This window comes from Dictyobacter alpinus, assembly GCF_003967575.1.
Classification (GTDB): domain Bacteria; phylum Chloroflexota; class Ktedonobacteria; order Ktedonobacterales; family Ktedonobacteraceae; genus Dictyobacter; species Dictyobacter alpinus.
This window is the reverse complement of the sequence record NZ_BIFT01000002.1, coordinates 1,267,480-1,282,355: the sequence shown is the minus strand read 5'-3', so window position 1 is coordinate 1,282,355 and position 14,876 is coordinate 1,267,480. Positions and strand designations below refer to the sequence as shown.

Sequence of the window (14,876 nt, the reverse complement as noted above, 5' to 3'; positions counted from 1 at the left end):
TGTTCGGGCTTGTCAATGTCCCACTGCCCAAAAGTTGGACTTGTTCAGCTGGTTGCAGGCTGATAGGGATAGGTCCAGCGGTGTGTGCCGGAGGCTACCTGGATGGTTTCAGCCTGTTTGCCTGGTAGTATGACAGTGGCGCTGGTGCTGGCTGGAACCTCGACGCTAATCTCGATCTGTCCATCCTGAATTTGCCAGGAAGATGCTGCCATTCCATATGGTGTCTGATGGCGTGCGCGTGCATAGGTGAGGCCACCACCAGGATGGGGGGCGATGGTCAACTGGCGATATCCTGGTGCGGCGGGCTCCAGACCCGCGACCGTACGGTGTAGCCAGTCGGCGATGGCACCGAGTGCATAGTGATTAAATGAGGTCATCTCACCTGGATTAATCGAGCCATCAGGTAACATGCTATCCCAGCGTTCCCAGATCGTTGTGGCTCCCATGGTGACTGGATAAAGCCAGGAAGGACATTCGCGCTGGGTGAGCAACTTAAAGGCATCATCATAGGCTCCCACGCTACAGAGGGCATCACAGACTAGTGGGGTGCCCACAAAGCCAGTGCTGATACGATACTGGTCTTTACGCACAACCTCGGCCAGCCGTTCGCCCGCATGCTGGCGTTGCTCGGCATCTGGTAGTAAGCCAAACTGGAGAGCAAGCGCATAAGCCGTCGTGGAGTCGCTGATAACTCGACCATTAGGGGTAACGTATTCACGCGCAAAGGCTGTGCGCACATGGTCTGCCAGACCAAGATAATGCGCCTCCTCTTCCGTACGGCCAATGATGCCCGCGGCCCGGCCAAGCAACTCTGCCGAGTGCGCAAAATAGATCGTGGCAATCACATATGGGCTGGTCCGAGCTGCCCCGGGATTATCTGGTGGCGCAATCGGATCAAGCCAATCCCCAAATTGGAAACCATAATCCCATAGATATTTCTCACCTGAGATACGAGCCAGTAGATCAACCCAGGCGCGCATACTGGCGAATTGGCGGGTCAGAATATCGCTATCCCCATAACGCTGATAGAGGACCCAGGGCACGATGACCGTGGCATCACCCCAGGCGGTTGCTGGTGGATTCTGACCTTCCAATACATTCGGGATAACAAAGGGCACATTGCCATCGGGACTTTGCTCGGCAGCCAGGTCGGCCAACCAGGAACTAAGGAAACCGGCGCTAGCATAGAGGAAGCAGGCAGTAGGCGCGAAGATTTGAATATCGCCGGTCCAACCTAGTCGCTCATCCCGCTGTGGACAATCGGTTGGCACATCCAGGAAGTTGCCCCGCATACTCCATACTATATTGGCGTGAAGCTGATTAATTAATGGATCTGAACACTCAAACCAGCCGGTGCGTTCCAGGTCTGAATGGCAGACGACCGCACGGATGGCGTCGGGATCTGGCGTGCCGGGCCAGCCCTCTACCTCTGCATAGCGGAATCCGTGGAATGTAAAGCGTGGCTCCCACACCTCGCTTCCTGTGCCGTGTAAGATATAGTGATCAGTGGCTTTGGCGGCGCGCAGCGGTCGGGTACACAACTCACCATTTTCCAGTACCTCGGCATGACGAAGCGTAATCGTCTGCCCGCGTTCACCCTGGACCGTGATACGTAGCCGACCAACCAGATTCTGACCAAAGTCAATGAGCGTGCGCCCGGATGGGGTGGTGGTAATCGCGACCGGTGAGATAAGCTCAATTCGGCGTATCGGTGGTCCTGAGGGCGCGATCAATGTATTAAAATCCCAGTCCAGGGGCCGCACATTGCTCCAACCCTGATCATGAAAATCTGCTTCCGACCAGCCAGCCAGTTCCAGGCGGGCATCATAGGTCTCACCATCATAAATATTACTGGCGATGATCGGGCTGGCTGCGCTGCGCCAGTTTTCATCGCTGATGATACGCTCACTGCTTCCATCGGTATAGATAACTTCAAGTTGGGCCAGTAGCGCGACATGCTCGCCATAAATATTTTGCTGACCACCACCAAAGCCCAGGCGACCGCGATACCAACCATCGCCCAGGATAGCGCCGAGGGTATTATCACCTTCCTGTAAAAGATTTGTGACATCGAATGTCTGATAGCGGAGTCGATGCCGGTAACTGGTCCAGCCAGGTGCCAGCACATGATCACCAACCACGGCCCCATTAAGCCAGGCTTCATAGACACCAAGGGCGCTGATATAGAGGCGGGCCTGTGCTATCGCTCCCCGAAGCTTAAAGCTTCGCCGCACCAGTGAGCTGACATGGCTCGTGTCTTCTTCTTTTTCAGGGGTCACAAATTGTGCCGACCAATCCTCTGCATGCAACAGGCCAGCCTCAACAGTAGTCAGTGGACTCCAATCCGATGCCTCATTATTCTCACCCCAGACACGGACACGTATGGAAACACGTGCGCGAGATGTGAGGGGGGCAAATGGCCAGGGCAGTAAGACAGATTGCGTGGATGTGATGTGACCGGTCTGCCCAATTACCTGACCAGCCGGATCGTAGGCCTCAATTTCATAGCCAGCTTGCTGCCAGCCAGTAACCGAAGCAGTGGTAATCCACGAGATGCGAGGCTGCTCGGTACCGATGCCGAGTGCATCACGTAGATGCTCAAAGTGGATCGCTGTAATTGAGAGATGTGACGACAATGGGTGTGAGTTGGCTTCCTGCGAGGTTTGTGTCTGTGAAAACTCGCTCATAGTTTATCTATCCTATCACTCTTCGTCGAATATAAGCATTAGTATGATTCTACACTATAATCTCACTGTAATGCAGTATTTTCGCTTGTTCCAGTGCTATACTCACCCGCGTTGAACAGCTACTTTTGTCGAGGCATATACTAAAAAATATGGATTGTGCTAGAGATAGATCTGGCTGCATGAAATTGGCAGATCGTAGTGTTAAAGGGTGGAGTATGTATGCAACAGCAAGTACCGGTGCAGTCTTTGAACAAGTTTAAGTGGTCAAGCATTTTGTATGGGGGCGATTATAATCCAGAACAGTGGATCTCTAAAGAAGATGGTAATGCCATCTGGCTCAAGGATCTGCGCTTGATGCGTAAGGCGGGTGTGAATTGTGTCTCACTGGGTGTCTTTAGTTGGAGCGCTGTACAACCGGCCGAGGATGTCTTTACGTTTGATTGGTTGGATCAGATCTTTGAGCTCCTGGCTGAGCAACATATCTATGTGTGCCTGGGTACAGGGACCGCCGCCCAGCCAGCCTGGCTTTCGGCGGCCTATCCTGCTATCTTGCCGGTCAATGAGATGGGACTGCGCCAGCGGCATGGTGTGAGACTGAATTATTGTCCTACCAGCGAGCAATTTCGGTGGCATGCTAATCGCATCGTACGCCTGCTAGCTGAGCGCTACGGAGAGCATCCGGCCCTATCACTCTGGCATGTCAGCAATGAATATGGTCCGGCCTGTTATTGTGAGCACTGTGCCATGCGCTTTCGTAGCTGGTTACAGCAACGCTATGCAACATTGGAGCAATTAAATCACCATTGGATCACCTCTGTCTGGAGCCATACATACACCTCCTGGGAACAGATACAGCCACCCATAAGTATTGGTGAGCGCAGTATGCCTGCGCTACAAATCGATTATCAGCGCTTCCTATCCGATATGAATTTAGAGGGCTATTTAAGTGAGGCTGCAATCCTGCGTGAAGTCACCCCCCATATTCCAGTCATGACCAACTTTCATGGTTTGACCAGAGGCATAGATTATTTTAGCTGGGCACCTCATCAGGACGTGATTGCCTGGGATTCCTATCCGCGCTATAATTCGACTCCCGATATGGCGGCCTTTTACTATGATTTCATGCGTTGCTTAAAACATAATCAACCATGGTTGTTGTTAGAGCAGACACCCAGCCAGGTGCAATGGCATGTTGAGAATCCCTTAAAGCGGCCAGGAGTGATGCGTTTGCAGAGCCTGCAGGCTGTCGCGCACGGCTCAAACGCGGTTATGTTTTTTCAGTGGCGGCAGACGCGTAGTGGCCGTGAGATGTATCATGGGGCGATCGTTAGCCATGCTGGCAACGAAGAGACACGCGTCTTTCAAGAAGTAGCCGCGCTGGGCGCGGAATTACAGCACCTGGAGCCATCGTTCCTGGCGACACGACTACAGGCCCGTGTGGCTTTATTGATGAGCTGGCCCAACTGGTGGGCGGTCGAAAATAAACATACTCCCAGCCGGCGTTTTCACTATCTTGAAGAATTACAGCGCTATTACAAGGCACTCTGGCAGCGCAATATTCTGGTGGATATTATCTCGCCCGATCACGACCTGACCCCATATCAGCTGGTGCTGGCCCCATTATTTAATATGGTTGGTCAGGAACAAGGAGAAGCCATTCAATCCTATGTAGAACAGGGAGGAACCTTTCTCACCACCTACTTTAGTGGTATGATCGATCAATTTCATCGCGCCTGGCTGGGCGGCTTCCCTGGTCCTTTGCGTCGTACACTCGGAATCTGGGTCGAAGAATTTGATCCCTTACCGGATAGCAAAACAAATACTATCGTTGGGTTAAGGGCCGAAGACGATTGGGGCGAGACGTATAGCTGTGATCATTGGTGTGATGTTGTGCATTTAGAAGGCGCGCAGGCGCTCAGTGTGTTCGGTCAGGACTTTTACGCTGGCCAGCCGGCTATCACTGAACATCACTATGGCAATGGTACTGCTCTTTATGTAGCCACCAGACCAAACGCTAAATGCCTCGACGCACTAATGGCAAGATTACAACAAAAGCTTGGACTCACTGCACCTCTGATTGTACCCCAGGGAGTGGAAGTTACACGCCGCGAAGGGGAGCAGCTCTACTATTTCTTGCTCAATCATCTACAAACAGAGCAATGCATCTGCCTGCCCCGCCCTATGCGTGATACCATCACCGAAAAAGTGTATCAACAAGAGCTGCAATTACCTGCTTATGGCGTTGCTATCCTTACTCCAGTATCTGTGTGAGTATCTGATCTATAGACATGTGAGTCTATCTTGTAACGAAAACAATGATATTTGAAGAGAGACTGGCTTTTTTGCCCTCTACTCCCTTATTGTGTTTAAATAGAGAAGTAAATATGTTTCATGGTAGATGATATAGGGAGGAAATTACTATGATTACAGGTATCGGACATACGGCTTTTCATATTTCCAATCTTGAACGCTCACTGGACTTCTATTGTCAGAAGCTTGGTTTACGTGAAGCCTTTCGCCTGGATCGTGAGGGGACGCCCTCGCCATGGATTGTCTATCTTCAGATTGCGCCTGGCAATTTTATCGAGCTGTTTCCCGGTGGAAGTGGTGAAAATCGTCCACGTGGCAATAACGTTGGCTATAATCATTTCTGTCTGCTGGTCGATGATATGGCCGCTACGCTAGAGGAGCTTAAGGGGCGAGGCGTAGAGATCAGCGGTGAGCCTATCAGAGGTATGGATCATAATATCCAGTACTGGCTCAATGATCCTGATGGTAATGCCATTGAATTGATGCAGATTGTGAGCGATTCCCCACAGGCTGCGGCTGACGCTCGCTGGTAGAGCTATACCCATAATCTTTTATTGTTAATGCAGTACTGGCGCGAATGCGCCGGTGCTGCATTAACAATTTTAAATGTTGTGGACATGCGTGTGCGCAGCACACGCATGTCCACAACATTTAAAAGAATCATGGGCGCTTTAGCGCCCGAGTGCGGCCGTCTGTAAGCTCACTGATGAATGCGAGCATCAATGGTTCCACTGCTACTATTATCTGAGCTTGTCGGTGTTGATATCTGCATCAATAATCTTCATAACATCTACAGAAAAGAAGCCTGGATCGAGCCGATTCAGGGTTTTAATGATGGCGTGAATGAGTTCTTGTACGCCCGGCAGTTTATAGCCAGCCAGAGTGAGTTGAAAATAGAGGCTATGCAGAAACATCTTTGTATTGTGGTAGGCGTAGATCTCTGGTGGTTGCGCAAAGCGCACCGTATTCTCCCATTGTAATGGCTCTTCCACCTGAGCCATGGGCTGACACCACCAGGACCAGAAGGTAGGATGGATGACCTTGCGTGTCAGCGCCGCGATAACCACCAGTGCCAGACGTTCTTCTTCAAGGGTAAGATAGGCATAAGTCGTAGGAACCGTGACTTTTTCTGCCACTGCCATCAGGATACGTTCAAGGTTTGCGTCCCCCAGATGGTGGTTACGTGCCAGCACAGCCAGTAAATCACCCGCATGAGCCAGAGCATGGATCCAGCCTTTCCCCGTCTCATAGCCACGTAGATCTTGTTCGCGCATAAAATACGTGATGCCCTGCTCTAAAATATCCAGTACTTCTTCCCGCGCCAGGAAATGGTTGGTATTGTCATATTTCAGAATATCTGAGATGGTCAGAGCCGAGAAAGAACGTAGCAAGACGGTATTATCTCCTGTATTGCCCAGTCCCTGTTGCAAATTGGCCAGCAGCTGAGTGAGCATACCACGCAATAATTGCTGTGAGCAGAGTCCGTGTAAGATCCAATTTTCGAGCGTCGTGTAGATATAATAATCGCGCAGTTCAGGATCTACCTCGCCTAGCTTCGCTAAAAGCTCTGGTACAAGCTCCTCTACTGTGTATGGCGCGGGAAGTTGAAAGTTATTCGTGGCGATCGAGCGCCAGAAAGCGTTATCCATGGCCGTCCTTTTTTTGTCTTATGATATCCAAATCTCTTTTCTAGCACAAGTGAAAAAGCAACCTGACAGCATATTATCTTGCTTGTCTGTCCCATTTTATTTCAAGTTATTCGTATAAAGACCTGTATAGCTGAAAAAATTTTATAAAGAGCGGAATATAAGGATAAGCATGCAGCTCTTGAAGCAGATTTTTAGATATATAAAAGATAGATAATCAGGCTACGTTAGGAAGAAAGAAAGAAAGAGGAAAGAGAACATGAATACCGAAGCTCCTGCAACTATTATCGGTGTTTTTCGAGACCAGAGTCTTGCTGAGCAAGCATATACTGAATTACAACGCTCAGGCTGGCAACAAGGAGAGATAAAGTTGGTGAGACAGCATTCAGAGGGCATGTTGTCTGCCTTTAAGAAAAATTTTGCGGATAAAAACATTCAGGCAGATGAAGATGCCAGTATATTGGAGCACCTGAATTTGCCAGAAGATCAACTGCAATCCTATCAACGCGAATTTGGCGCTGGCTCCACACTCATTATGGTCCAGGCACATAATCGTCCTCTAGAATGTCGCGATATCCTGCATCGCTATGGTGCCTATAATGTGTTTATACCCACGGAGCCGGGAAAAGAACACGTTGTTCAGCTGCGTGAAGAGCGGGTAAATATCCAAAAGAACTGGGTTGAGGTAGGGGAAATTCGCGTTCATAAACGTGTGATTACCGAGGATAAGACCTTTACTATTCCTGTGACTCGCGAAGAAGTAACCATTGAGCGACTCCCAGGAGGAAATACAGCTGCCTCGCCACACGCCGCTAATGATAACCTGGATAACGATCCAGCCCTGAATGAGCAGGTTGCCCTGGCTAATGGGGATACAACTGAAACCTTACGCGATGGCGGCACAATCAGAATCCTTGTTCATGAGGAGCAAGTTATCTTTGACAAGCGACCAGTCGTCGTGGAAGAGATCATAATTCATAAAAAGGTGCAGCAAGAAAATACCCAATTTGTAGAGACCGTGAAACATGAAGAAGCTTCCATCAGTCAGCATGGAAACGTTCCTGTTCATGAGCAACCTGCGGGAAATGTGTTACGAGTAAAAGATTAAAGTGCGTGTCTGTTAATAGTATTCAACAAGCGACATGGATTTTGCAATCCATGTCGCTTGTTATTTTATCTGCAGTCTTTTGCAGATAAAATATAAGAAAAAAGGAACATAAGAAAAAAACGTTATTGATTAAAATTACTTAAGCAACAGATGAGGTCTTTGTAGAGAATCATAGGTAGAGAACTGCTTTTCTGAACAGATCCACTGCAAATTATGCAGCTTAAACAAGCATAGCTAAACTTCTGGGTTTGTGATAAAAACGCCTTTTTATAACCCCAGCAGCTCTAATATTTTCTAATGAATTACCTGTATCGCATGTCACAAGTGGATCGTAATGTAAGCAGTAAAGAAAATTTACTGTAAATCTTGAAGAAATTTGAATAATTGTAATAAACATGGATGCTGTAATCGTAGACGTGGAGTTATACATAAATAGTTACATGGCACAAAAGGAGATATAAAATGTCTTTGATAAAACCAACACTGATTAGTGTCTTTGACGAACCAGCTATGGCTGATGATGCGATCAATGCATTAGAACAGACTGGTATTGATCCTGACCAGATCTATTATTCCAAGCGTGCCACTTCTAGCGGGTTTTTCGCTGAATTGAAACGCTTGTTTGGTGGCGAAGATACCGATACCGCTGCCGATCTAAAAGATTCGGGCCTCTCTAATGAAGAGGCTGATTATTATCAGAATGAGCATCGTGCTGGCCGTGGTATTGTTGCTGTAAATGCGAATGGACGTGAACAGGAGGCATTAAGCACTCTGCAAAGTTACGGTGCACGCATCTACGGTACGCAGGCGAATGCAAATCAGTCTACCTATGACACCACTGGTACCACTACCCGTGATACCGACGCCTATGCAACCGATGCGACTGCAACGCAGGGCGCGACCGGTTATGACACCACCCGTGATGCTAATGCCTATGCAACGCAGGGCGCAACTGGTTATGACACCACCCGTGATACCGACGCCTATGCAACCGATGCAGCTGCTAACAATGTAGATCAGAACGATCGCGTGTATGGCAATGATAATACTGTAAATGATACATACCAGGATAATCGTGCGTATAATAATAATAGAGGAGATGTTATGAATCAGAACGATCGTGAATATGATAAAAACAACAACAACACATATGATACAGATGCTACTGATCGCTTAGGTGATAACAACGATGAGCAGCGTCGCATGCGTTTGCGTGAAGAGCAGTTGAATGTCGGGAAAGATCGTGTTCAGTCTGGTGAAGCTCGTTTACGTAAAAATGTAGTCTCTGAGGAGCAGAACATTGATGTGCCAGTTTCTCACGAAGAGGTCTACGTTGAGCGCCGTTCGGTAGCCAATGGTGAGGTCGATAATACGACTCCAATCGGCGAGGATGAGGATATCCGTGTACCTGTGAGCTCTGAGCAAGTTAATGTTTCTAAAGATACCGTCACAACCGGTGAAGTTGCCATTGGCAAGCGCAACGTGCAGGAGAATCAGCGTGTCAGTGATACGGTTCGCCGTGAAGAGGCCCAGCTGGATCAACAGGGCGACGTTCCTCTAGATGATCGCACTACAGACAACAATCGCTAGTATTGAGAAACCAGACGGAGTTCGAAGGGGAAACCTTTCGAACTCTTTTTGTATGAGTCGTGCTTGACATTATCAATACTTATAGGAGAAGATACCAGGAGAATAGTATTGGTGTGCCGGGAAGACTGGTCGGCGGCCGGTCTTCCTTTTTGCCTTTTTAAGATAGACAGGGGCGAATTGATTGTAAAAAAGGTTAGCAAAGGAACATAATGCTAACACTGCCTATCTTAATTCGAGATCTCGTGCTCTTTCTCGCCATTGCCCTGGTAACCAATCTGGTGGCACGCAGGCTCTCTATCCCATATACATTGGGTCTGGTCGTCGTGGGACTGGTTGTTGGACTATTTGGCTTGACTCCCGAGGTACAACTGACCCCTGATCTGGTCCTCTATGTTTTTCTACCGGCCTTATTATTTGAAGGGGCCTGGAACGTCAAGCTCGACCTGTTACGTAAAAATTGGCGCGTGATTTTTTTCCTGGCTGGACCAGGCTTGCTGATCTCCGTAGTGATTATTGCTGCATTATTACATTTTATCGTGCAACTGGATTGGATGACGGCCTTCCTGCTGGCCGCGATCCTCTCTCCAACTGATCCTGTGGCCGTGTTAGGACTTTTCCGTCAGTTGCATGTGAATGAGCGGCTCTCAAATATTATTGAGGGTGAGAGCCTCTTTAATGATGGGGTGGCTGGCTCACTCTATCAGGTTTTTTTGATGTTTGTATTGTTGGGGGTGCATAATCAGTCCCTCACTGGCTGGTCCGCTGTTGGCACAGGATTATTGCAGCTGTTGATAGAGGCGGGTGGTGGTATTGCCTTTGGCATTATCGCTGGAGCTGTGATCAGCCAGGGACTAAAGCGCATCGATGATCCACAGATCGAGACTACAATTACGCTGGTCGCGGCCTATGGCGTTTTCTGGGTTGCTGACACGATACATCTCTCCGCGATTATTACCGTCATTGTGTTGGGATTGGTCCTGGGCAATTATGGTCGCAATACCGCGATGTCTGAAGCCACCAAAGGCGATGTAGATACCGTCTGGGATATTGCCTCGTTTCTGGGTAATGCACTGATCTTCCTGCTCGTTGGTGTCCAATTCCGTTCATTTGCGAACATCTTCCTGAGTAATTCCGGTTTCATCACCTGGTTTGTGGCTTTGTTGGCGGTTGGAATTGTGTTGCTGGCACGCTTCTTTCTGGTCTTTATCCTGGCCGTTCACTCCTGGATTAAGTGGCCCAATAACCTGTTTGAAAAAGGACGCTATGTACCACGTTCATGGCGCTTGATTATCTTCTGGAGTGGATTACGCGGAGCTTTATCCCTGGCCCTGGCGCTGTCCATACCTTTGGAGGTTCCCGCACGAACGCTGATCCTGGTTTCAACCTATGCGGTTGTTTTCTTTACGCTCCTGGTGCAGGGATTAAGTATTCGTTTTGTGTTGAAAAAAGCCCTGCCGTCTGATCAACAACAACAAGGCACTACGGGTCCAGAAGATAAAGGAGAGCAAACAGAGGAAACCGTGTTTTCAGCATAGGTTGTCAGACAAATGTGAGCTAAGGTTATAAAACCTTAGCTCACTCTCACGGGCGTTACTGCTGATGATAGAATGTCTTATCCGCTAATACTGATATCATCAATATAGCCACGGTAGCCACCGGTGCTATTGGGATTATCGTAACCGACATCAACACGTGAAACTTTGAGTGCATTGCTATGCGTTCCCAGGTTAATGGTGACATGATTCCAGGTGTCCTGTGTTAACTTCCCACATTGATAAGCCGGATGTGCGCGATTGCCGTTCTGGTCAACCGCCTGGCTATCGCGCAGATTGCTACTACTACCATTGTTGGCCTGAAAAATCAGGTCGATTGCGACGCAGGTACTATTGTTACCATGAACCAGATTCGAGCTAGCAGAGCTTTGTGGGTAGATCCAATAGGAGAGCGTCGTATTTGACCCGACCACGACATTCTGACTACTCAAGTCAAAGGACTTAAGATAGGCATAGTTGCTGGAGAACGCATTGGTGGATGATCCCGAATACATTAGAGCCGCTGAACCACCATGAGCGTTTTCGTTACGTACTCCTAGCTCAGGACTAGATAGACCACAACATACACCAGTAACATTGACCGCTCCTGCCAGAGGCCAGTTACCAGCATCAACGGTGTTTGTCCAGGAAGGTTGAACATTGCCATTCTCAAGCCCGGTTGAGAATTGGGATGTGCCACCACCGCCACCTGTGGAAGTGCCAGTAGGAATCACAATCATAGAGATCGAGTTGGCAGGATAGGTTGTGCTAAAGCCATTCGCTTTCACCGCCATGTCCGGCTGATGCACAATGGTATTGAGGTTCGCGCCGCTATACGTATAAACCTGCGCGTTCCCACTGGGAGTTGCATTGGATAAGGCGAGATTGCTGGTGAGATCGTTCCCTGTCTTATTGATAACCATTAATGTCAGGGCATTATCGCTAGAGCGTTGGGCACCATAAACTGCTAACTGGCTCTGGTCTGAGCTGCTCGAATTGATCCAGGTGTCGCCATAGGAACTGCCATTGCCATCATAGTTGAGATACATGCGGAAGGCATAAGCTGCAGGCTGACCGGAGGTAGGTGGACCCCACATGGTTGCGTAGTCCAGGTTCTCGCGGCCAAAGATGCCTAACACATCGGCCTCGGTCAGGGCGCCATTCAGCGACTCATTGCCACCAAAGTTGTACTCTGTCAGGCCAATTTTGGTACCTGGATAATAGGTATTGACCCAATCGTGCATACGGGGAATGAGATTAATCGCCCCATACTGATCACCGATCCAGCTATTATCCACATAGGTTGGATCCCACAATGAGCGTGTTGAATTCAGGCGTTCTTGCTGGTTCGCACTGTTACCCGCATCGCAGAGGCTGAGACAGAACTGACTGCGGGTGTTTGGATAGTAGTGCTCCGTCAGGTAGTCCAGCAGGCGGGTGCCGGTACGATCCTGATAGGCTTTCATCTGTTGGAGATAATATTGAACACGCCAGAGGTTATTGTGGTCGGTCTGTCCATCGCCTGCCGGGGCCTGTGCGCCAATATAGCCCCACCAGCCGAAGTCGCCAGGGCCAGCGATCACCGCACTAGAGTCAACCCCTTTGACGGCCTTTGCGTAGTCCTGTGTCACGTTAACCAGTTCATCAAAGCCCGTGTACCCTGGATGAACATCCTGGTGCGTCGAATACCAGATCGATGGCTCGTTATCCATCTCGTAGACGCCGACGCCTCCGTTCGCCGTTGTTCCATGGGTTTGAACAAGATGCTGGGTCCAGGCCTTCGCGATATCAGGACTATTGGCGGTATAGTTCAGGGTAGGATTGTTGTCATTAATGGGATTGCCACTGGTATCATGCCCATTGCCACAGGTATCCCCATTTGGTAGGGTTTCGCTCGAATAGTATTGCTGGGGTTGATAATTGGACTTGGGGTAGGAACAATTCATATCTCTGGTCTTGGTGAGGTAGGGTAGCATGGGTATGGTGATCATTGCCTTTGTGCCCTGGGCCTGCATGTTGTTGACAAAGCGGTCTACCGATGCCCCATTTCCGCTACCTGTCCCGGCGTTGCTCCCTCCCATATACACGCCATCACCACCGCCCTCATAAAAATAGTCATTGCCAGCGTTACTGGAATCAATCTGCCAATTATAGGTTGAGGTATTGTTTCCACCCATGCGTTCGTTTGACAGTTTCAGCTCTTTGGCCAGATTCTCGTCAACAGCATAGAGATTCATTCCATAGATATCTCGACTGATTGTGTGACGATTCGATTGCGCATCCACCGTCAACGCCGGGCCATTGCCGGCCGCAAATATAGTCCGCGTGCCGGGAACAAAAAACGCGATGACTGTGGTCAGCAACACCACACTGATGAGTATAAGCGATGTCAGGCGGCGTGGCATCAATGCTCGGTCTTGCCTTTGCTGATGAGCAGAATCATTTCTGTTTAGCAACATAACTTCCTCCTTAAAGCAATGTTTGATTTCTTCGTACCTGTCCATTCAGGCACTGGAATAAACTGTCTGATTTACCTCCTCGTTTGTACAAGATGGTTGGTCAGATATTATCAACCAGACTGGTGAGTACCTGAAGTCTATTGACCCGTGAGTCTATCACCAATCATTGGTTTGACAGCCGGGTTATAAAGCTGTTGACCTGTCCTACGCCTGTCATAACATCATTTCCCATGTATGAAGTGTTGATGCCAGCGGATGCTTTTTGGTCAATGAGCATGTTAAACAGGTCAACAGCTTGACCTGTTGACATCCATGAATGCCAGAGAAATACGCGTGTCTCATAAAAATGGTTGCGAAAAATCAGATAAGGCGACGTGTTGATGCGCGTTCAACAAAAGATGTTTCGAGAAGGATGCTGGCGACAGGTTTATCTGGTTGTTGAAAGCGCTCGACCAGCTGGTTTACTGCCAGACTGCCCAGAAAGTTGCGGTCAACATGAAAGGTCGTTAAGGCTGGACGCACGACTTGAGCCATCTCGATATCATCAAAACCGATGATCGAGATATCCTGAGGCACCTGAATACCATGGTGCTCAAAGGCCAGTAAAGCGCCGATGGCTGCTTCATCGTTACAACACACCAGCGCGGTGAAGGCGGGCTTTCCATGTTGTTCTAGCCACCGTGTGATGACCTGTTCGCTGGTTTTAAGGACTGGATCTGTCAGACCATGAATGTCAAATGCTTCCAGTCCCAGATCGCTCATTGCGCTAAAATATCCTCCACGACGATTATCAAAGCTAGAGAAACGGCTTGGTGGAGGGGCACATAAAAATGCAATGTTGCGATGACCTGCCGCTGCCAGATATTCAACCGCCTGATACGTACTGCCAAAGTTTTCAATCTCGATCCGTTCCAGTCCCAGATGTGAGAGATTGGTATCCACCAGCACCATTGGCAAACCTAGATTTTTCAACTCACGTACCATCCGCTGATCTACATATCCTGCCACTAATAGACCATCATTAGCCCGGTAGCGTTGTAAGTCGGGTTGTGAGATATCTTTTAGTGATGAATAATGCAACGTGATGTTACGTTCGCGACAGCTTTCTTCTATACCTTGCAAGACACCTGTATAGAAAAAATTGTTTGGTTGGGCGCCGCTAATAAATGCCAGATTGGTCATGTCTGTTTGCTGGTTTTCTCGTGGACGATAAATATAGCCAAGTTCAGTTGCAGCCCGTTGAACCTCCAAACGCATCTCAGATGAGACCTGTGGCGAGTTGCGTAATGCCTGGGAAACGGTGCCAAGAGAAACACCCAGGTGACGCGCAATATCTTGCTGGCGAATTGAAACTTTCAAGCTTTGTTTGACCTTTCGTCCTGGAAGATTTGGAGATCCAGGAGAAGTATAGCATCAACAAAATGAAAAAGTCAAGACATGTAAGGGGCAATTTCAGTGGTATTTTCAGATTAATTCATATGCTTATTCATAGATAAGGAGCCTTGATTTAGATAGTCACACTGAATATGTTAGATTACATGAAA

9 protein-coding genes are annotated in these 14,876 nt (G+C 48.7%); 5 read left to right on the top strand and 4 right to left on the bottom strand.

The window, feature by feature from the left end:
- Positions 1–44: 44 nt before the first annotated feature.
- A complete protein-coding gene (locus EL633_RS27605) occupies positions 45–2,687 on the bottom strand; it encodes a family 78 glycoside hydrolase catalytic domain (RefSeq protein WP_126630461.1) in 2,643 nt (880 codons plus the stop codon).
- A 219-nt stretch (positions 2,688–2,906) separates the two neighbouring features.
- Here EL633_RS27605 and EL633_RS27600 point away from each other — a divergent pair, with 219 nt between their 5' ends.
- Positions 2,907–4,958 carry a beta-galactosidase gene (locus tag EL633_RS27600; RefSeq protein ID WP_126630460.1) on the top strand — a complete coding sequence of 684 codons (2,052 nt, stop codon included), beginning with the start codon at positions 2,907–2,909 and terminating at the stop codon, positions 4,956–4,958.
- A 149-nt stretch (positions 4,959–5,107) separates the two neighbouring features.
- Entirely contained in the window at positions 5,108–5,530 is a 423-nt protein-coding gene (locus EL633_RS27595) for a VOC family protein (RefSeq protein WP_126630459.1), read from the top strand.
- Positions 5,531–5,737: 207 nt separating this feature from the next.
- Here the strand turns inward: EL633_RS27595 and EL633_RS27590 are convergent, their stop codons facing one another.
- Positions 5,738–6,646, bottom strand: coding sequence for a DUF2785 domain-containing protein (locus EL633_RS27590; protein ID WP_126630458.1), 909 nt, complete (start codon positions 6,644–6,646; stop codon positions 5,738–5,740).
- Between the two features lie 256 nt (positions 6,647–6,902).
- Here EL633_RS27590 and EL633_RS27585 point away from each other — a divergent pair, with 256 nt between their 5' ends.
- From EL633_RS27585 to EL633_RS27575, 3 genes are all read left to right on the top strand, one after another.
- The gene (locus EL633_RS27585; RefSeq protein WP_126630457.1) at positions 6,903–7,751 is read left to right on the top strand and encodes a YsnF/AvaK domain-containing protein; all 849 of its coding nucleotides are present in this window, start codon (positions 6,903–6,905) and stop codon (positions 7,749–7,751) included.
- A 462-nt stretch (positions 7,752–8,213) separates the two neighbouring features.
- A complete protein-coding gene (locus tag EL633_RS27580; RefSeq protein ID WP_126630456.1) occupies positions 8,214–9,341 on the top strand; it encodes a YsnF/AvaK domain-containing protein in 1,128 nt (375 codons plus the stop codon).
- Positions 9,342–9,550: 209 nt separating this feature from the next.
- Entirely contained in the window at positions 9,551–10,876 is a 1,326-nt protein-coding gene (locus tag EL633_RS27575) for a cation:proton antiporter (protein ID WP_126630455.1), read from the top strand.
- A 77-nt stretch (positions 10,877–10,953) separates the two neighbouring features.
- On the opposite strand, the gene EL633_RS27570 is transcribed toward EL633_RS27575, so the two are convergent.
- Complete coding sequence (locus EL633_RS27570) at positions 10,954–13,332, bottom strand: glycoside hydrolase family 44 protein (protein WP_161982486.1); 2,379 nt, start codon at positions 13,330–13,332, stop codon at positions 10,954–10,956.
- Positions 13,333–13,692: 360 nt separating this feature from the next.
- Entirely contained in the window at positions 13,693–14,691 is a 999-nt protein-coding gene (locus EL633_RS27565) for a LacI family DNA-binding transcriptional regulator (RefSeq protein WP_126630453.1), read from the bottom strand.
- Positions 14,692–14,876: the final 185 nt, after the last annotated feature.

Excerpts from the sequence above, each read along its gene's own strand:
- EL633_RS27585 (WP_126630457.1), top strand. The coding sequence starts at position 6,903 with ATGAATACCGAAGCTCCTGCAACTATTATCGGTGTTTTTCGAGACCAG.
- EL633_RS27570 (WP_161982486.1), bottom strand. The coding sequence starts at position 13,332 with ATGTTGCTAAACAGAAATGATTCTGCTCATCAGCAAAGGCAAGACCGA.
- EL633_RS27575 (WP_126630455.1), top strand. The coding sequence starts at position 9,551 with ATGCTAACACTGCCTATCTTAATTCGAGATCTCGTGCTCTTTCTCGCC.
- EL633_RS27580 (WP_126630456.1), top strand. The coding sequence starts at position 8,214 with ATGTCTTTGATAAAACCAACACTGATTAGTGTCTTTGACGAACCAGCT.
- EL633_RS27590 (WP_126630458.1), bottom strand. The coding sequence starts at position 6,646 with ATGGATAACGCTTTCTGGCGCTCGATCGCCACGAATAACTTTCAACTT.
- EL633_RS27605 (WP_126630461.1), bottom strand. The coding sequence starts at position 2,687 with ATGAGCGAGTTTTCACAGACACAAACCTCGCAGGAAGCCAACTCACAC.
- EL633_RS27600 (WP_126630460.1), top strand. The coding sequence starts at position 2,907 with ATGCAACAGCAAGTACCGGTGCAGTCTTTGAACAAGTTTAAGTGGTCA.
- EL633_RS27595 (WP_126630459.1), top strand. The coding sequence starts at position 5,108 with ATGATTACAGGTATCGGACATACGGCTTTTCATATTTCCAATCTTGAA.